We start from the raw sequence: 18,148 nt of genomic DNA, 5'->3' as shown, positions 1-18,148 counted from the left end.
AATTACGTTACGAGAACGTTCCCTAATGCACAGAAGGATAGGCTAGCCTTACTTAGGTTCGCATCATTGACCTAAGGACCTTCATGACTCCCCCTGTTTCTCTGGCGCTGCCGGCTGCCTCTGCCCGCCCCGGCCTATTCGGCAAGGCTCGAATGAGTGCAGCCGCCGCAAGGACGGCAGCCGTGCTGGCCGTAGCCGTCCTTACGCTGAGCGCCTGCTCCACCGGCCCAGCCGCCTCCGCGCCGGCCGACTCCGCAGCTCAGACCGCCAGCTCGGACTTCCCGGTCACCATCAAGCACGCCTTCGGCGAAACCACCGTCCCGGAACAGCCCAGGCGCGTCGTCACCGTGTCCTGGGTCAACGACGACGTTGCGATCGCCCTCGGCGTGGTCCCGGTTGGCCTCCCGAAGAACGAGTGGGGCGGCAATGATCTTGGTTCCACGCCGTGGAAGGATGCCGCGCTGGAAAAGCTCGGCGCGGGCTTCGGCTCAGACGCGGCTCCGGTTCAGTTCTCCGAGGCGGACGGCGTCAACTTCACCGAAATCGCCAAGCTCGACCCCGATGTCATCCTGGGCGCTTACTCCGGCCTGAAAGAAGAGGATTACAAGAAGCTCAGCGAAATCGCCCCCGTGGTCGCCTATCCGGACATCGCGTACGGCACTCCCTGGCAGGAAACGACCAGCATGATCGGCACCGCCCTCGGCAAGGAAGCGGAGGCCACGAAACTGATCGCCGACACCGAAGCCACCATCAAGGACAAGGTGTCCAAGTACCCGCAGCTGGCCGGCAAGACCTACATCTACGGCAATCTGGAGCCCGCCAAGAGCGACGGCGTCAATGTCTACACCGCCAACGACAACCGGCCCCGCTTCCTCGACTCGCTCGGCATGAAGCTGGCCCCCGTGGTTGAAGAGAATTCCAAGGGCTCCGAGGAGTTCTTCATCCCATGGTCCGCCGAAAAGGCCAATGAACTGGACTCGGACATCTTCGTGACCTGGGTACCTGACGCTGCCACCACAGGGTCGATCACCGCGGACCCGCTGCTCGGCCAGATTCCCGCCGTCAAGAGCGGCGCACTCGTGGCGGACTCGGACAACACGCTCACGCTCTCCATCTCCGCCTCCTCGCCCCTGAGCCTGCCCTGGTCCCTGGATACCTTCCTCCCGCAGCTGGCCAGCGCGGCAGATAAAGCAGCGAAGTAGCCAGCACCCATGAATCCAGTAACGACGACGGCGGTCCCGCCCGCCCGCGCAACTTCCGCTGTTGACGGGCCGGGTCAGCCGGCCCCCGCCCGCCGCGGCCGTCCCGCGTGGCTGCTGGCCGCCGTCGTCGTACTGGTACTCGTGACCGCCGCGTCCCTGGCGATCGGAGCCCGCGGCCTGGCGCCGGACATTCTGTGGCAGGCGCTGACGCGGTTCGACCCGGCCAACGGCGACCACGCCGTGGTGCACGCTCGCATCCCACGAACCGTCCTGGGCCTGCTCGCCGGGGCTGCGCTGGGGCTGGCGGGAGCCGCCATGCAGGGCGTCGCACGGAACCCCCTCGCAGATCCGGGCATCATGGGCGTCAACGCCGGCGCCGCGCTGGCCGTCGTCACCGGAATCTACGTGTTCGGGATTTCCTCGTTGACCGGCTACATCTGGTTCGCGTTCATCGGCGCCGCGGCCGCGGCCGCCGTCGTCTATCTGATCGCCTCGCTGGGCCGGGACGGCGCGACGCCGGTCAAGCTCGCCCTCGCCGGCGCCGCCCTGAGCGCGGGACTCTTCTCGCTGATGAACGTCATCCTGGTTTCCAGCCAGGACACGCTGGACCGCTTCCGGTTCTGGCAGGTGGGGGGCATCGCGGGCCGTGACTGGTCCGTAGTGCTCCCGGGCGTGCCGTTCCTGGTGCTCGGCGCGGGAATTGTGCTCGCCACCGGGCGGATCCTGAACGGCCTGGCCCTCGGCGACGATATTGCCCGCGGCCTGGGCCAGCGCGTGGGCGTCGTCCGCGGGGTCACCGCGCTGGGGATTGTCCTGCTGTGCGGTTCGGCGACCGCACTGGCGGGGCCCATCGGGTTCGTGGGCCTCGTCATTCCGCACGCTGTACGTTTCATGACCGGCCCGGACTACCGCTGGATCCTGCCGCTGTCGATGATCCTGGCCCCGGCGCTGCTGCTGGCGGCCGACGTGGCCGGCCGTGTCATCCTGCTTCCGGGCGAGGTTCCCGCCGGGATCATGACCGCCCTTGTGGGCGCGCCCGTGTTCGTGTGGCTGGTCCGGCGCGGGAAGGGGGCCGGGCTGTGAAACTCGCCGAAGCAAAAACCCCCGTTGCGCTATCACTTCCCGTCGCTAAAACCGCGGCTGAGCGACCAAAACTGAAAGCGCAACACTGGCGCACGGCCGTGCTGGCGCTTGCCGTCGTGGTCCTCTTCGCCGCGGGTGTGCTGCTGGGCAGCTACACCGTCACAATCCCGGACTTCTTCCGGATCCTGACAGCCCACTTCACCGGCGGTCCGAAGATCGCCGGCGCAAGCTTCATCGTGATGGAGAACAAGCTGCCGCGGGCGGTGATCGGGGCGCTAATCGGCGCTGCTTTCGGGCTCTCCGGCGGGCTGTTCCAGACCATGCTGCGCAATCCGCTGGCCAGCCCCGACGTGATCGGGATCAGTTACGGGGCAAGCGCGGCAGCCGTCACCGCAATCGTGGTTTTCGGGGCTTCGGGTGCCGCCGTGTCCGGCGCGGCCCTGGCCGGTGCGCTCTGCGTCGCCGCACTCATCTACGCCATCTCGCGCGGCGGGCCGTTGGGCTCCGGGGTGTCATCCGGAGGCCGGGGCGATGCTGCCGGCAACCGCCTGATCCTCGCCGGGATCGGAATCGCCGCCGCGCTCCAGGCCGTGGTCAGCTTCCTGATGACCCGCGCGGACATCCGCACCGCCGCTGACGCCCTCGTCTGGCTCAACGGCTCGCTGAACTCCGCAAGCTGGGACCGGGCCGGGGTGCTCGGCCTTGCGTTGCTCGTCCTGGTCCCGGCCGTCATCTTCCTGGTCGGGCGCCTGCGCATCCTCGAACTGGGCGACGATGCCGCAGCGGGACTCGGTGTAAGGGTCGGGAACACGCGCCTGGCGGTGGTGGTCACCGCCGTCGCCCTCGCTGCTGCCGCAACGGCGGCGGCCGGCCCGGTCGCCTTTGTGGCCTTCCTCGCCGGTCCGATCGCCCGTCGATTCGTCCGCAAGGCGAGCCTCCCGGCTTCGGCCCTGGCCGGCGCGCTGATCGTCCTCGCGGCGGATTACCTTGCGGCGAACATCGCCCCGCTGCTGCTTGACGGAACCGTCCTGCCCGTCGGCGTGGTCACCGGGGCGCTCGGCGGGCCCTTCCTGCTCTGGCTGCTGGTCAGCTCCAACCGAAAGGACGCCTGAAATGGCAGTCTTGAACACCGCCGGCCTGACACTCACCTACGGCCAGCGCACGGTCATCGAGGGGCTGACTGCTCAGATTCCGCCGGGAAAAATCACCATGATCGTCGGCGCCAACGCCTGCGGGAAATCCACGTTGCTCCGCGGCCTGTCCCGGCTGCTTAAGCCTGCCTTCGGCATGGTCACGCTGGACGGCACCGACATCCACGCCCGGCCCGCCCGCCAGCTCGCACGCAGCCTGGGGCTACTCCCACAGCATCCGACGGCGCCGGACGGCATCACGGTCCGCGACCTCGTGGGCCGCGGCCGCTACCCGCACCAAGGGTTCTTCCGGTCCTGGTGTGCCGACGACGAGCGGGCTGTACAGGAGGCGCTCACCGCGACGAACACTCTGGAGCTCGCCGACCGGAACGTGGACGAGCTCTCTGGCGGGCAGCGCCAGCGCGTATGGATCGCGATGGCCCTCGCCCAGGAAACCGACGTGCTGCTCCTCGATGAGCCGACCACCTATCTGGACCTCGCCCACCAGGTGGAGGTCCTGGACCTCATCACCGACCTCAACCGTCAGCGCGGCACCACCGTGGTGATCGTGCTGCACGACCTCAACCTTGCGGCCCGGTACGCGGACCACGTCATCGCCATGAAGGGAGGACGGATCGTGGCCGAAGGCGCCGCCCGGGACGTGGTCACAGAAAACATGGTGAAGGACGTCTTCGGCCTGGACTGCCGGGTAGCTCCGGACCCGGTTTCCGGAGCGCCATTGATCATCCCGCTTGGCCGCCACCACGCCCATTCCGCCGCCACAACCACCCTGGAGCTGATCCCATGACCGCAGCCAACAGCACCTTCCGCACCGACCATGCCCGGCAATCCGCCGCGGAACCGATGACCATGGCGTTCGAAGTCCAGGTCACGGCCGTCCAGCAACTCACGCCGACTTTCCGCCGGATCACGTTCGGCGGCTACTCGCTGCGGGACTTCGGCGTGCACGGCAACACCCTCGACCTGCGGATCAAGCTCATGATCCCGTCCCTGGGCGACGACGGCAGCACGCTCCCGCTGCCCGAACTCCGGACCGAACAGACGGGTTGGTACCAGGATTGGCTCGCCCGGGACCCGGCCACCCGGGGCTCCATGCGGACCTACACAGTGCGCCGGGAACGCCTCGACGCCGTCTACCCCGAGATCGACGTCGACTTCGTGCTGCACGTTGACGACGCCGGCCACGGCGGCCCGGCGGCGCACTGGGCACTGGGTGCCAAACCGGGGGATGCGATCACCCTGATCGGGCCCAACAACAGGGCAGCACACTGCGTCACGGCAGGACACTACTCGGGCATCGAATGGCGGCCCGGCCTGGCCCAGCGCGTGCTGCTGGCCGGCGACGAGACGGCGGTTCCCGCCATCAGCGCCATCCTCGAGAGCCTCCCGGACTATATGAGTGGGCACGCCATCCTGGAGGTCCCCGAAATAAGCGACTTTCAAAAGCTGGGGACAGCGGCGGACGTCGACATCACTTGGCTTGCGCGTGGTGCTGCGGCAAGCCCGGTTCCGCACGGCCAGCTCCTGCAGGAAGCGGTCCGCGCTGCAGTGCCGCTCCCGGGCTGGGTAGGCATCAGGGCTCCGGAGCGGGCAGCCGGGCCCGAGCCCGAGGATGTCAACGTGGATAAGGAAATCCTCTGGGAGACTCCGGCCCGGATGGACGCCGCGGCCATCGGCGCTGGCAGGAACCCGGACACCCCCGCCGGTGCGCTGCCGTTTTATGCCTGGCTTGCCGGTGAAGCGGGCGCCATCAAGGACATGCGGCGCTATCTGGTCCGGGACGTGGGTATTGACCGGAAACAGGTGGCGTTCATGGGCTACTGGCGGCAGGGGAAGGCCGAACTCTGACCCGGCGTTCCCTCACGAGCGGTGGGGAACGGCGAATGGTAAGGGAACGGCAGTCAGGAAACGGCCGGAGATTGAGGGGACGCCGAGGACGCCAGCCGATGACGCTAGCCGTCCAGGAGGTTCTCGTAGCCGGGAGCCACCCGGTTGGCGTGGAACTCCATGACCTCGAACTCGGCCACGCCGTTGATGTAGAACGGATCCTTGGCCAGCGCGGCGTCCAGGGCTCCCCGGTCGGTGTTGGAGAGCAGCAGCCCGCCGGTGCGGGGAATCTTCCGCCCGGCAACCAGAAAAACGCCCTCGTCGAAGGCCGCCTGCAGCCACGTCACGTGCGCGGGGAGATGAAATTCAACGATCTCTTCGGGGACCTTATAGGTCAGGGAGACGACGTACATACGGTCAGCCTACCGCCTGCCTCGCCGCACGCCCCGGGACCGATCCACGGGGTCAGGTCCTCGGTTGAACGGTCAAGCTTCAAGACTCCTAGAATGGACCCATGACCGAACCGCGCTGGCTCAACGCCGACGAACGCCGGGCCTGGCTGGCCCAGCTGAGCATCAATACGCTGCTGCCAGCGGCCCTGGACACCCAGCTTCACGGTGCCGGGAAGCTCTCCCTTTTCGACTACAACGTGCTGGCGATGCTCTCCGAGGCGGAGGATCGGTTCTTGCCCATGAGCGAACTCGCCGCACGCACCAGCGCCTCCCTCTCCCGGCTTTCACATGTGGTCACCAAGCTGCAAAACCGTGGCTGGTTGGAACGCCGTCAGCATCCGGGAGATGCCAGGGTCACCACGGCCCACCTCACGGACGCCGGCATGGATACCATCGAACAGCTCGCTCCCGGGCACGTCGAGGCCGTCCGGTCCCTGTTCCTTGATGCCCTCAGCGAGGACGACGTCGCCGACCTGGCCCGGATCGGTGAGAAGATCGTGGCCCGCCTCGACGACGACCACTGGATCCTGCGCGAAAGCCAGTAACAGCCTGTCGCACACGATGGTGCACCGGAACCATCGTGCGGCCCGCATGCTTTGTTTGCTCGGGGCAACTGCTGGCAGACTGGCTCCATGGATTTCACCTCCCGCTACGTAGCCCTCGGAGACTCCTTCACCGAAGGCGTCGGCGACGAAGACCCCACCCGGCCCAACAATGTCCGGGGCTGGGCGGACCGCGTGGCAGAACAGCTCGGTGCCGCGGATCCGGGCTTCGGGTATGCGAACCTGGCTATCCGCGGCCGGAAGCTCCGCCAGATTATGGCCGAACAGGTGGACGCCGCCGTCGCCCTTAAGCCCACGTTGGTGAGCATTTACGCCGGTGCCAACGACATCCTGCGGCCCAAGATCGACATCGATGACCTGCTGGTGGACTACGACGCCGGCATCCGCAAGCTCAAGGCCACGGGTGCCACCATTGTCATGTTCACCGGATTCGACTCCCGCGGCTCCAAGATTTTCGGCACCACGCGCGGCCGCACCGCCATCTACAACGAACTGGTCCGCGGAATCGCGGGCGACCACGGCGCGCTCCTGGTGGATTACTGGCGCTTCAGCGAGTACTACGACTGGGGCATGTGGGACACCGACCGGATGCACATGTCCGCGGCCGGACACGCGAATATGGCCAAACGCGTCCTGACCGTGCTGGAGCACGACCATTCGATCGACGTCCCGCCCATGACGCCGGTGCCGGAACTGAGCCGGACCGAGACGATCCGCGCTAACGCACGCTGGGTCCGCGAATTCGCCGCGCCGTGGGTGGTCCGCCGCGTCACCGGGAAGTCCTCCGGCGACGGCCTGGCGCCGCGGTACGGCCAGCTCACTCATCTATAGGAATCGTCGAATATAGGGATCGTCGAGCCCGGGACCAGGCATCGGCCCTAGCTGGCTGGCACACTGTGTGGACTACTACTCAACTGGTTTTCGAAATCACGCAAGGAGCAGTTCAACGATGAGCACCACGCCACTCGAATTTCCAGAAGGCTTTCTCTGGGGCGCGGCGACGGCCGCGTACCAGATCGAGGGGGCCGCGCACGAAGACGGCCGGCAGGACTCCATCTGGGATGCCTTCGCGCGCAAGCCCGGGGCCGTTGCCGATGCCCATAACGGCGAGGTGGCCTGCGACCATTACCACCGCTCGGCGCAGGATGTTGCCCTGATGGGGGAATTGAACCTGTCGGCCTACCGCTTCTCCACGTCGTGGGCGCGGTGCATGCCGGACGGTGGGACGCCCAACCCGGACGGCATCCGGTTCTACTCCAGGCTGGTCGACGAGCTGCTCGCTGCCGGCATCACGCCGTGGCTGACCCTCTACCACTGGGACCTGCCGCAGGCCCTGGAGGACGAGGGCGGCTGGGCCAACCGGGAAACCGCGGAACGCTTCGCTGACTATGCGGCGGTGATGCACGAGGCCCTGGGCGGCCGTGTCCGCATCTGGACCACCCTGAACGAGCCATGGTGCTCCGCGTTCCTGGGCTACGCCGAAGGAGTCCACGCACCGGGCCGCACGGAACCTGCCGCGGCGCTCGCCGCCGCCCACCACCTGTTGCTGGGCCACGGCCTCGCCACGCAGCGGTTGCGCGCCCGGGACCCGGAGGCGAAACTCGGGATCACGCTCAACCTCAACGTTTTCGACCCGGTCGACCCCGCGGACGAGGGGGACCGCGACGCCGCGCGCCGCCTCGACGGCCAGTTCAACCGGATCTTCCTGGACCCGCTGTTCCGCGGCGAGTACCCCGCCGATCTGCTGGCGGACGTGTCCCACCTCGGTCTGGCCGACGTCATCCGCGCGGGCGACCTGGAAGTCATCGCCGAGCCGATCGACCTGCTCGGAGTGAACTACTACCACGGCGAAGCCGTCACGAAGTCGCCCCCAACGGCCACGGCGCAGCCGTCGCCCTTTGTTGCCGCCGACGGCGCACATTCCGTGCCGCGGGGCCTGCCGGTCACCGGGATGGGGTGGGAAGTCCAGCCCGACGGACTCCGGCGGCTGCTGAACCGGGTGCAACAGGAATACACGGGACCGGCCGGCATTCCGATCTACATCACCGAGAACGGGGCTGCCTACGAGGACGTCCCCGATGCCGACGGCTTCGTCGACGACCAGGACCGCCTCACCTTCTTCGACGCCCACCTTCGAGCCCTCCACGCGGCGGTGGCCGACGGGGTGGACGTGCGCGGATACCTGGCGTGGTCCCTGATGGACAACTTCGAATGGGCCTACGGCTACCACCAGCGTTTTGGGCTGGTGCGGGTGGACTACGAATCGCAGCAACGCATCCCCAAAGCCAGCGGCCGCTGGTATGCCGGCGTCGCCGCGCAAAACGCGTTGCCGCCTGCACCGTGACTGCAACCCGACTAACGCGACATCGCTAACTCGACGCCCGAAACCCCGGTGTCCCCAGCAGCCCGCCGTCGGGCAGCGTGGCGAGCACTTCGACCTCCCACTCGTCCGTTGCCCGGTCCAGCATCGGACGGCCGCCGGCCACAATCGCTGTCGCCAGTACGTCGGCGGTGACAATGTCCAGGGCGACCACCGACACCTGGACGAAGTCGGCCAGGCCCGCGCCGGCCGTCCAGATATGGTCTCCACGCTCCGCTGAGCCGGACGTTGCCAGGGCGGTAAAGCGGCCGGCACCGCCCAGCGGGACAGCCGTGGCGAGTCTTCTTCGGTCGGCCGGATCGACTATCCCTGCCTGCCACGGCACCCCCGAACCCGGCTCGGGCGAGCCGCTCACCAGCACGTCACCGCCGGCATTCAGGCACCAATCCTCCAGCCCAACGCCCCGGAGGGCGGCGCCCGACCGCCGGATGGCGTAGCCCTTGATGGTCCCCGACAGGTCGAGCACACCGTCGGCCAGCCACAACGCCACTGCGCCGGCCACGGACGGTGCGAGCACTGTCAGCAGGTCGGCTCGGAACAACCGCCGCCGGGACTGCGACCGGAACGCGTCTGGCGCGCCGTGAGGGCGGTCCGTGTCGCCGGCCTGTCGGCGCGTCCCCGCTGCAGCAGCGGACTGGAGTCGTGGATTCATGACACCAGCGTCCGCCCCGCCCCTATTATTTCGCTGTGAGAGGCCTACGGTGCAGATATGTCTTGGCGGAACTCTTGTCGCTGGCCCTTATACACCCCACGGTGGTGGATTGGTCTTTAATTCGCCAAGCTCGTAGACTTGGTAGGCGCTAGGTGGCGCGGAGCGTGTGCAATTGCTCCGGTTGGCGGGATTTGTCTGCAGCAACGACAGTCCTGATGGCCGGTAGTTAGGGGCTCAAGTTGCGTGCACTCCTGTATTCGCCCAGTATCCCGGTACTCTGCAGCGGCTTTCCGAAAGGTATCCGCCGCCCGTGACCGTGGCCCACTATCTTCGCCGCAGTGAGGACAACAGCCGGTTTGCGCCGACTGCCTGAACGTTGCGTCGACAAAATGATGTGGGGGCTGGATGCGGACGCTGCCTGTCGCACGGTTAGGCGGGAACTCCGCCAACTGTTTCATTTATTTTAGGAGAGTCGTCATGGCAGCACACTGCCAGGTGACCGGAGCCGAGCCGGGCTTTGGACACAGCATTTCGCACTCGCACCGTCGCAACAAGCGCCGGTTCGACCCGAACATCCAGAAGAAGCGCTACTGGGTTCCGTCCCTGCGCCGTAATGTCACCCTGCAGGTCTCTGCACGTGGCATCAAGACCATCGACGTGCGTGGCATCGACGTAGTCGTAGCCGCCATCCTGGCACGAGGAGTGAAGCTCTAGTGGCAAAGGACAAGGACGTACGTCCGATCATCAAGCTCAAGTCGACCGCGGGCACGGGTTACACCTACGTGACGCGCAAGAACCGTCGTAACGATCCGGACCGCATGGTTCTGAAGAAGTACGACCCCAAAATCCGCCAGCACGTCGAATTCCGAGAGGAGCGCTAAACACATGGCTAAGAAGTCAATGATCGCTAAGAACGAACAGCGTAAAGTCATCGTCGAGCGTTACGCTGCAAAGCGCCTCGAACTGAAGAAGGCTCTGGTTGATCCCAACTCAACCGACGAAGCGCGCGAAGCTGCTCGCCTCGGCCTGCAGAAGCTGCCCCGCAACGCTTCTCCGGTACGTCTGCGTAACCGCGACATCATCGATGGCCGCCCGCGCGGTACCTTCCAGAAGTTCGGCATCTCCCGTGTTCGCTTCCGCGACATGGCTCACCGCGGTGAGCTCCCGGGCATCACGAAGTCTTCCTGGTAATTCAGCACGCTTGATGCCAGTGGCTTGAGAAGGGCCGGCAACCGTTTGGTTGCCGGCCCTTCTTGCGTTTAAGCCAGCTGCCTTGCTTTTGTGCCGACTGGCCGCCGTGGTGACCCGCGGTGACCGAGGCCATGTCGGGTGGAGTTGCGGTGGGGGTTGGGTGGGTGTATTGTTTTCTAAGTCGCCGAGAGGGAGACCAGCGGGAATGCTGGGAACCGGAGGCGGCCAATCCCCTAAAATTTTCAAGGCCAGGATCTGGTTGGCGTTTCGTGCGCTGCGGGTTCGGGTGGGGTTGGTTTGGTTGCTGGTGTGGTCCTGGAAGCGGGATTTGCATCGGGGGCTGGAACCGGGTAAGTTTGAAAAGTTGCTCCGGAGCGATCCACGGCTGAGATGTTGTGGTGGTGCCGGGTGTGTCTGTTGTTTGAGAACTCAATAGTGTGCCAAGTTTGTTGATACCAATTTATTACTAATTGGTTGAATTGACTGGATTGTGCCACCCCGTGGTGTGGTCTGGTTTTTACAGCTGGTTTCAAATTTTGTGCGGCCATTTTCTCCCGTTTTCCCGGGGGTGGTGGTTGTGTCTGTTTTTGTTTTACTTCAACGGAGAGTTTGATCCTGGCTCAGGATGAACGCTGGCGGCGTGCTTAACACATGCAAGTCGAACGATGAACCTCACTTGTGGGGGGATTAGTGGCGAACGGGTGAGTAACACGTGAGTAACCTGCCCTTAACTCTGGGATAAGCCTGGGAAACTGGGTCTAATACCGGATATGACTCCTCATCGCATGGTGGGGGGTGGAAAGCTTTATTGTGGTTTTGGATGGACTCGCGGCCTATCAGCTTGTTGGTGAGGTAATGGCTCACCAAGGCGACGACGGGTAGCCGGCCTGAGAGGGTGACCGGCCACACTGGGACTGAGACACGGCCCAGACTCCTACGGGAGGCAGCAGTGGGGAATATTGCACAATGGGCGCAAGCCTGATGCAGCGACGCCGCGTGAGGGATGACGGCCTTCGGGTTGTAAACCTCTTTCAGTAGGGAAGAAGCGAAAGTGACGGTACCTGCAGAAGAAGCGCCGGCTAACTACGTGCCAGCAGCCGCGGTAATACGTAGGGCGCAAGCGTTATCCGGAATTATTGGGCGTAAAGAGCTCGTAGGCGGTTTGTCGCGTCTGCCGTGAAAGTCCGGGGCTCAACTCCGGATCTGCGGTGGGTACGGGCAGACTAGAGTGATGTAGGGGAGACTGGAATTCCTGGTGTAGCGGTGAAATGCGCAGATATCAGGAGGAACACCGATGGCGAAGGCAGGTCTCTGGGCATTAACTGACGCTGAGGAGCGAAAGCATGGGGAGCGAACAGGATTAGATACCCTGGTAGTCCATGCCGTAAACGTTGGGCACTAGGTGTGGGGGACATTCCACGTTTTCCGCGCCGTAGCTAACGCATTAAGTGCCCCGCCTGGGGAGTACGGCCGCAAGGCTAAAACTCAAAGGAATTGACGGGGGCCCGCACAAGCGGCGGAGCATGCGGATTAATTCGATGCAACGCGAAGAACCTTACCAAGGCTTGACATGAACCGGAAACGCCTGGAAACAGGTGCCCCGCTTGCGGTCGGTTTACAGGTGGTGCATGGTTGTCGTCAGCTCGTGTCGTGAGATGTTGGGTTAAGTCCCGCAACGAGCGCAACCCTCGTTCTATGTTGCCAGCGCGTTATGGCGGGGACTCATAGGAGACTGCCGGGGTCAACTCGGAGGAAGGTGGGGACGACGTCAAATCATCATGCCCCTTATGTCTTGGGCTTCACGCATGCTACAATGGCCGGTACAAAGGGTTGCGATACTGTGAGGTGGAGCTAATCCCAAAAAGCCGGTCTCAGTTCGGATTGGGGTCTGCAACTCGACCCCATGAAGTCGGAGTCGCTAGTAATCGCAGATCAGCAACGCTGCGGTGAATACGTTCCCGGGCCTTGTACACACCGCCCGTCAAGTCACGAAAGTTGGTAACACCCGAAGCCGGTGGCCTAACCCCTTGTGGGAGGGAGCTGTCGAAGGTGGGACTGGCGATTGGGACTAAGTCGTAACAAGGTAGCCGTACCGGAAGGTGCGGCTGGATCACCTCCTTTCTAAGGAGCACCTACAACCACCCTGCCGGGCGCATGCCCGTGTGGTGGGGTTGTCAGGAGTACGCCCGTTGCGCAGACGTTTGTTCTGCGGCGGGTGCTCACGGGTGGAATATCAACGAATAGCGGCCGTCGGTTCTTTCCCGGCACCCAGTACGGATCCCCTCTTGAGGGTGTCCTGGAACGGTGCGGGGGCGGGTACGGGCGGTTTAGTGTTTGGCACACTGTTGGGTCCTGAGACAACAGGACCGGGAGGTAACTTCCGGGACTGGTTTGTTTCTGGTTTCCTGGCTGCACCGAGCGCACGGTTTGGCCCTCCTTTTGTGGGGGTTCGTGTGGGGTGTGTGGTACGGGGTTGTTGTTTGAGAACTACATAGTGGACGCGAGCATCTTTTATAAGAAGCAATTTCCAAGAATATGAACCTGGATCTGTCCGGGTACTGCGTGCTGTGGCCCTTTTGGGTTGTGGTGGTGGTGTCCGGGTGGTTTTCGTGGTTCTCTCGAAATAGCGTTTTTGATCTTTTGTGGTCAAGTTTTTAAGAGCACACGGTGGATGCCTTGGCATTAGGAGCCGAAGAAGGACGTAGGAATCTGCGATAAGCCTGGGGGAGTCGATAACCGGACTGTGATCCCAGGGTGTCCGAATGGGGAAACCCCGCCAGGGGCGCGAGCTGCCTGGTGACCCGCATCTGAACACATAGGGTGCGTGGAGGGAACGCGGGGAAGTGAAACATCTCAGTACCCGCAGGAAGAGAAAACAATAGTGATTCCGTCAGTAGTGGCGAGCGAACGCGGATCAGGCTAAACCGTTCCATGTGTGATAGCCGGCGGGCGTTGCATGGTCGGGGTTGTGGGACTTCCCATTCTGTCTCTGCCGGGACAGTGGGGTGAGTAGTACAGGCATAGGTGAACGGTCTTGAAAGGCCGGCCAGAGAGGGTGTGAGCCCCGTAACCGAAATGTTGTGTACCGCCTGGTGAAGTATCCCAAGTAGCACGGGGCCCGAGAAATCCCGTGCGAATCTGTCAGGACCACCTGATAAGCCTAAATACTCCCTAATGACCGATAGCGGACCAGTACCGTGAGGGAAAGGTGAAAAGTACCCCGGGAGGGGAGTGAAACAGTACCTGAAACCGTGTGCTTACAATCCGTCGGAGCAACCTTGTAGTTGTGACGGCGTGCCTTTTGAAGAATGAGCCTGCGAGTTAGTGTTACGTCGCGAGGTTAACCCGTGTGGGGAAGCCGTAGCGAAAGCGAGTCTGAATAGGGCGTTGCAGTGGCGTGATCTAGACCCGAAGCGAAGTGATCTACCCATGGCCAGGTTGAAGCGACGGTAAGACGTCGTGGAGGACCGAACCCACTTCAGTTGAAAATGGAGGGGATGAGCTGTGGGTAGGGGTGAAAGGCCAATCAAACTTCGTGATAGCTGGTTCTCCCCGAAATGCATTTAGGTGCAGCGTTGCGTGTTTCTTACCGGAGGTAGAGCTACTGGATGGCTAATGGGCCCTACAAGGTTACTGACGTCAGCCAAACTCCGAATGCCGGTAAGTGAGAGCGCAGCAGTGAGACTGTGGGGGATAAGCTTCATAGTCGAGAGGGAAACAGCCCAGACCACCAACTAAGGCCCCTAAGCGTGTGCTAAGTGGGAAAGGATGTGGAGTTGCGAAGACAACCAGGAGGTTGGCTTAGAAGCAGCCATCCTTAAAAGAGTGCGTAATAGCTCACTGGTCAAGTGATTCCGCGCCGACAATGTAGCGGGGCTCAAGTACACCGCCGAAGTTGTGGATTTCAGACATGTGCCTAGCCTTCGTGGTTCAGGCGTCTGGAGTGGTAGGGGAGCGTCGTGTGGGCAGTGAAGTCGCGGTGTAAACCAGCGGTGGAGCCTACACGAGTGAGAATGCAGGCATGAGTAGCGAAAGACGGGTGAGAAACCCGTCCGCCGAATGATCAAGGGTTCCAGGGTCAAGCTAATCTGCCCTGGGTAAGTCGGGACCTAAGGCGAGGCCGACAGGCGTAGTCGATGGACAACGGGTTGATATTCCCGTACCGGCGAAAAACCGCCCATGCTGAACAGGGGATACTAACCGCCCGAGACCTGCCCGACCGCCCTTGTGGTGGAAGGGTTTTGGTGGAGCGCGGGACCTGATCCTGGGAGGCAAGCGTATTAACAGGTGTGACGCAGGAAGGTAGCCAAGCCGGGCGATGGTTGTCCCGGTCTAAGGATGTAGGGCGAACGGTAGGCAAATCCGCCGTTCATGATGCCTGAGACCCGATGGGACCCCCGTATGGGGGGATTTGGTGATCCTATGCTGCCGAGAAAAGCATCGACGCGAGGTTTTAGCCGCCCGTACCCCAAACCGACACAGGTGATCAGGTAGAGAATACTAAGGCGATCGAGAGAATTATGGTTAAGGAACTCGGCAAAATGCCCCCGTAACTTCGGGAGAAGGGGGGCCCCCATCGTGATGGACACAAGCTGTCCGGAGCGTGCAGGGGCCGCAGAGACCAGGGGGAAGCGACTGTTTACTAAAAACACAGGTCCGTGCGAAGTCGCAAGACGATGTATACGGACTGACTCCTGCCCGGTGCTGGAAGGTTAAGAGGACCGGTTAGCCGCAAGGCGAAGCTGAGAATTCAAGCCCCAGTAAACGGCGGTGGTAACTATAACCATCCTAAGGTAGCGAAATTCCTTGTCGGGTAAGTTCCGACCTGCACGAATGGAGTAACGACTTCCCCGCTGTCTCAACCATAAACTCGGCGAAATTGCAGTACGAGTAAAGATGCTCGTTACGCGCAGCAGGACGGAAAGACCCCGAGACCTTTACTATAGTTTGGTATTGGTGTTCGGAGTGGCTTGTGTAGGATAGGTGGGAGACGTTGAAGCCCGGACGCCAGTTCGGGTGGAGTCATCGTTGAAATACCACTCTGGTCACTTTGGACATCTAACTTCGGCCCGTAATCCGGGTCAGGGACAGTGCCTGATGGGTAGTTTAACTGGGGCGGTTGCCTCCTAAAAAGTAACGGAGGCGCCCAAAGGTTCCCTCAGCCTGGTTGGCAATCAGGTGTCGAGTGTAAGTGCACAAGGGAGCTTGACTGTGAGAGAGACATCTCGAGCAGGGACGAAAGTCGGGACTAGTGATCCGGCGGTACATTGTGGAATGGCCGTCGCTCAACGGATAAAAGGTACCTCGGGGATAACAGGCTGATCTTGCCCAAGAGTCCATATCGACGGCATGGTTTGGCACCTCGATGTCGGCTCGTCGCATCCTGGGGCTGGAGTAGGTCCCAAGGGTTGGGCTGTTCGCCCATTAAAGCGGTACGCGAGCTGGGTTTAGAACGTCGTGAGACAGTTCGGTCCCTATCCGCTGCGCGCGCAGGAAATTTGAGAAGGGCTGTCCTTAGTACGAGAGGACCGGGACGGACGAACCTCTGGTGTGTCAGTTGTACTGCCAAGTGCACCGCTGATTAGCTACGTTCGGATGGGATAACCGCTGAAAGCATCTAAGCGGGAAGCTCGCTTCGAGATGAGATTTCCATACACCTTGTGTGTGAGAGGCCCCCAGCCAGACCACTGGGTTGATAGGCCGGATGTGGAAGCGAGGACTAACGACTCGTGAAGCTGACCGGTACTAATAGGCCGATAACTTACACCACACACCACCCCGCGAACCCGTTCAAAAGGGGTTCGCACCCAGGGGTGGTACAAAGAAACAAGACTGCTTGCGTCCACTATGTGGTTCCCAACCAACAAACCCGGTCCCGCCGGCTTTGTTGCCACGGGAACAAAACCACAACTGAATAACAACACCACCCCCGCCCCCAAAGGGCGGGGAGCACATGTTGTAACCACAGATTTCCCACCCCCGACGCCCAGGCGCCCGGGGGACGGGTAACAGGGTTACGGCGGTCATAGCGTGGGGGAAACGCCCGGTCCCATCCCGAACCCGGAAGCTAAGACCCACAGCGCCGATGGTACTGCACCCGGGAGGGTGTGGGAGAGTAGGTCACCGCCGGACATAAATTACGGTCGAGAGCCTCCAGACACCGTCTGGAGGCTCTCCCGCATTTAACCCCCCACCACCAAACAACCCGCCACAACCGCCGGGCAGAGCCCGTCCCCGCCCCGGCCCGTGGCCGCCCCGTCCCGTCCCCGCCTCCGGGCGCCCACCACCGGCCCCTGCGAGAGAGGCGGCGGCGGGACCTCCGCAGACGACATCCCGCCGGACTCCAGTGAGCATGTTGCTCCCAGCAGCACGAGGCAGAACATATCGATCGGATACGGTACACGCGAACAGGCCGACGCTTCGGACTGTTCTTCCAGCTAGTGCCCTCACGCTATGAACACGCCTCGCTGATCTTGGCCTCGAACCGGAGTTTGGCCCGCGGGGGCGATGTCTTCGGAGACCAAGTCGTCGCCTCCGTGATGATCGACCGCATCGTCCACCACGCAGAGGTCGTCACCCCTAAAGGCTCCAGTTGCGGGCTTAGGAACCGCCGGATCGAATCGCTGCCCTCGACAAGACCCGAAAATACGGCAGAATAATTTGGTCAACGTGGATCAGTTTGGCTCAGTTTTCACCCCGTGAATCGGCTCACTTTTCGACCGGCGCTGATACGACGGCCGAAACCCGGAGTCTCCCGATGACCGACTCAGGACTATCCGACGCAACAGGGCCACGGGTCCTCTGCGCCCAAAGGCGCGGATCCGAATTCGACAGTACCCAGGGAGAGTCGGATTGCTCTTCCCTGGCCGGTGTGCGGACTCCGCGGCGGTTCCGAGAGGACCATCCCACTGCCTCCACGGCTTGCTACTCAACCCGAGGGAAGAACGAGACGGTCGGACCGAGGGCGGGCAGCCATAGGTGGGCCGGCGGCCCACGCGTCGGGTAACGCGGCCTCCGCGGTGGCCGAACCGAAGCTGGCCCAGGCCCGGTCGAATCAGGTTCCACAGTCCTGGTCTATTCGTCCCGCGAAGTCCACCTCACGAAGGGCCCCACCGGGCCACACGGGTTGCGTCGCTTCGCAGGTCCTTCCCGCCAGGCAACGCCCGGCGTGTCAGGGCCAACCCCGGATCCACCGTTATTCAGACACTCCCAGATTCCCTGGCGGCTCTGGCTTCGCGTCGCCTCCGCAGATGTGCCCGGAGGCGTCCACGGGTCAGCGGTAGGCGGGATCGCTACGTCGACAACACGAAGCGGGCAGCGGTGAACTGATCGCAGGCGACCTGGCGCAGGGCCAGGTGTGACCACTTCTAAGGCACGTCGTACGGCGCCGTATGGAGCCGGTTGGCAATTGAGCGGCGATGACCGTGTCTTCGGGATCACCGAAGTGGTACGGGCACTTACCGAAGGACCGGGCCGAGGCTGCAACTGGTTTCCGCTCGGGAGGAGCGGTCGCAGTGACCGCGAGTCTCCGCGTGGCCCCTGAACGCCGGCCAGTGATTACGTAGCGAGCTGGACGGCGGTGCCACTCGAGTGTCGGCCCATCATGGCGGGACGCAGGGCCCGCCGGGGTGACTCAACGCACAGAAT

At 63.1% G+C, this 18,148-nt stretch carries 13 protein-coding genes, 3 rRNA genes and 1 pseudogene; 15 read left to right on the top strand and 2 right to left on the bottom strand.

Annotated elements, in window-relative coordinates; translation table 11 throughout:
- The first annotated feature begins 152 nt into the window (after positions 1 to 152).
- The 5 genes from OM977_RS18785 (at position 153) to OM977_RS18765 (ending at position 5,284) form a co-directional block, all read left to right on the top strand.
- Positions 153 to 1,202, top strand: a complete 1,050-nt coding sequence (locus tag OM977_RS18785; protein ID WP_264357480.1) for an iron-siderophore ABC transporter substrate-binding protein — start codon at positions 153 to 155, stop codon at positions 1,200 to 1,202.
- 9 nt (positions 1,203 to 1,211) lie between these two features.
- Positions 1,212 to 2,285 (top strand): FecCD family ABC transporter permease, encoded by a 1,074-nt coding sequence (locus OM977_RS18780; protein WP_264355377.1) that lies wholly within the window; start codon positions 1,212 to 1,214, stop codon positions 2,283 to 2,285.
- Between the two features lie 71 nt (positions 2,286 to 2,356).
- Entirely contained in the window at positions 2,357 to 3,397 is a 1,041-nt protein-coding gene (locus OM977_RS18775) for a FecCD family ABC transporter permease (RefSeq protein ID WP_264357479.1), read from the top strand.
- Between the two features lies 1 nt (position 3,398).
- Positions 3,399 to 4,223, top strand: a complete 825-nt coding sequence (locus OM977_RS18770) for an ABC transporter ATP-binding protein (protein ID WP_264355376.1) — start codon at positions 3,399 to 3,401, stop codon at positions 4,221 to 4,223.
- Complete coding sequence (locus OM977_RS18765; protein ID WP_264355375.1) at positions 4,220 to 5,284, top strand: siderophore-interacting protein; 1,065 nt, start codon at positions 4,220 to 4,222, stop codon at positions 5,282 to 5,284. The genes OM977_RS18770 and OM977_RS18765 overlap by 4 nt, the downstream gene beginning before the upstream one ends.
- A 104-nt stretch (positions 5,285 to 5,388) precedes the next feature.
- Here OM977_RS18765 and OM977_RS18760 read toward each other — a convergent pair whose 3' ends face one another.
- Positions 5,389 to 5,676, bottom strand: coding sequence for a YciI family protein (locus OM977_RS18760; RefSeq protein WP_264355374.1), 288 nt, complete (start codon positions 5,674 to 5,676; stop codon positions 5,389 to 5,391).
- Positions 5,677 to 5,777: 101 nt separating this feature from the next.
- On the opposite strand from OM977_RS18760, the gene OM977_RS18755 reads away from it, so the two are divergent.
- The 3 genes from OM977_RS18755 to OM977_RS18745 all read left to right on the top strand — a co-directional run bounded on the left by OM977_RS18755 (position 5,778) and on the right by OM977_RS18745 (position 8,622).
- Positions 5,778 to 6,260 carry a MarR family winged helix-turn-helix transcriptional regulator gene (locus OM977_RS18755; RefSeq protein ID WP_264355373.1) on the top strand — a complete coding sequence of 161 codons (483 nt, stop codon included), beginning with the start codon at positions 5,778 to 5,780 and terminating at the stop codon, positions 6,258 to 6,260.
- Between the two features lie 87 nt (positions 6,261 to 6,347).
- Positions 6,348 to 7,109, top strand: coding sequence for an SGNH/GDSL hydrolase family protein (locus OM977_RS18750; RefSeq protein ID WP_264355372.1), 762 nt, complete (start codon positions 6,348 to 6,350; stop codon positions 7,107 to 7,109).
- A 118-nt stretch (positions 7,110 to 7,227) separates the two neighbouring features.
- On the top strand, positions 7,228 to 8,622 hold the full coding sequence (locus tag OM977_RS18745; protein ID WP_264355371.1) for a GH1 family beta-glucosidase: 1,395 nt from the start codon (positions 7,228 to 7,230) through the stop codon (positions 8,620 to 8,622).
- A 25-nt stretch (positions 8,623 to 8,647) separates the two neighbouring features.
- Here OM977_RS18745 and OM977_RS18740 read toward each other — a convergent pair whose 3' ends face one another.
- Entirely contained in the window at positions 8,648 to 9,310 is a 663-nt protein-coding gene (locus tag OM977_RS18740) for an FAD:protein FMN transferase (protein WP_264355370.1), read from the bottom strand.
- Between the two features lie 477 nt (positions 9,311 to 9,787).
- On the opposite strand from OM977_RS18740, the gene rpmB reads away from it, so the two are divergent.
- From rpmB to OM977_RS18705, 7 genes and pseudogenes are all read left to right on the top strand, one after another.
- Positions 9,788 to 10,024: a 50S ribosomal protein L28 gene (gene rpmB, locus OM977_RS18735; protein WP_011693744.1), complete on the top strand. Its 237-nt coding sequence runs from the start codon at positions 9,788 to 9,790 to the stop codon at positions 10,022 to 10,024.
- Positions 10,024 to 10,191 (top strand): 50S ribosomal protein L33, encoded by a 168-nt coding sequence (gene rpmG / locus OM977_RS18730; RefSeq protein WP_013602737.1) that lies wholly within the window; start codon positions 10,024 to 10,026, stop codon positions 10,189 to 10,191. Before rpmB ends, rpmG begins: the two co-directional genes overlap by 1 nt.
- A 4-nt stretch (positions 10,192 to 10,195) precedes the next feature.
- Positions 10,196 to 10,501, top strand: coding sequence for a 30S ribosomal protein S14 (gene rpsN, locus OM977_RS18725; RefSeq protein ID WP_043485315.1), 306 nt, complete (start codon positions 10,196 to 10,198; stop codon positions 10,499 to 10,501).
- 597 nt (positions 10,502 to 11,098) lie between these two features.
- Positions 11,099 to 12,622: ribosomal RNA gene (locus OM977_RS18720) — 16S ribosomal RNA — on the top strand.
- A gap of 523 nt (positions 12,623 to 13,145) precedes the next feature.
- A 23S ribosomal RNA gene (locus OM977_RS18715) occupies positions 13,146 to 16,271 on the top strand.
- A 245-nt stretch (positions 16,272 to 16,516) separates the two neighbouring features.
- A 5S ribosomal RNA gene (gene rrf / locus OM977_RS18710) occupies positions 16,517 to 16,633 on the top strand.
- The 16S, 23S and 5S rRNA genes sit together here, the layout of an rRNA operon.
- A gap of 293 nt (positions 16,634 to 16,926) precedes the next feature.
- A pseudogene (locus OM977_RS18705) lies at positions 16,927 to 17,160 on the top strand (ATP-binding protein); the annotation flags it as partial.
- Positions 17,161 to 18,148 lie beyond the last annotated feature (988 nt).

Source organism: Pseudarthrobacter sp. MM222, from assembly GCF_947090775.1.
Lineage (GTDB): Bacteria > Actinomycetota > Actinomycetes > Actinomycetales > Micrococcaceae > Arthrobacter.
This window is presented reverse-complemented; position numbering and strand designations above follow the sequence as displayed.

Excerpts from the sequence above, each read along its gene's own strand:
- OM977_RS18785 (WP_264357480.1), top strand. The coding sequence starts at position 153 with ATGAGTGCAGCCGCCGCAAGGACGGCAGCCGTGCTGGCCGTAGCCGTC.
- OM977_RS18780 (WP_264355377.1), top strand. The coding sequence starts at position 1,212 with ATGAATCCAGTAACGACGACGGCGGTCCCGCCCGCCCGCGCAACTTCC.
- OM977_RS18770 (WP_264355376.1), top strand. The coding sequence starts at position 3,399 with ATGGCAGTCTTGAACACCGCCGGCCTGACACTCACCTACGGCCAGCGC.
- OM977_RS18765 (WP_264355375.1), top strand. The coding sequence starts at position 4,220 with ATGACCGCAGCCAACAGCACCTTCCGCACCGACCATGCCCGGCAATCC.
- OM977_RS18760 (WP_264355374.1), bottom strand. The coding sequence starts at position 5,676 with ATGTACGTCGTCTCCCTGACCTATAAGGTCCCCGAAGAGATCGTTGAA.
- OM977_RS18755 (WP_264355373.1), top strand. The coding sequence starts at position 5,778 with ATGACCGAACCGCGCTGGCTCAACGCCGACGAACGCCGGGCCTGGCTG.
- OM977_RS18750 (WP_264355372.1), top strand. The coding sequence starts at position 6,348 with ATGGATTTCACCTCCCGCTACGTAGCCCTCGGAGACTCCTTCACCGAA.
- OM977_RS18745 (WP_264355371.1), top strand. The coding sequence starts at position 7,228 with ATGAGCACCACGCCACTCGAATTTCCAGAAGGCTTTCTCTGGGGCGCG.
- OM977_RS18740 (WP_264355370.1), bottom strand. The coding sequence starts at position 9,310 with ATGAATCCACGACTCCAGTCCGCTGCTGCAGCGGGGACGCGCCGACAG.
- rpmB (WP_011693744.1), top strand. The coding sequence starts at position 9,788 with ATGGCAGCACACTGCCAGGTGACCGGAGCCGAGCCGGGCTTTGGACAC.
- rpsN (WP_043485315.1), top strand. The coding sequence starts at position 10,196 with ATGGCTAAGAAGTCAATGATCGCTAAGAACGAACAGCGTAAAGTCATC.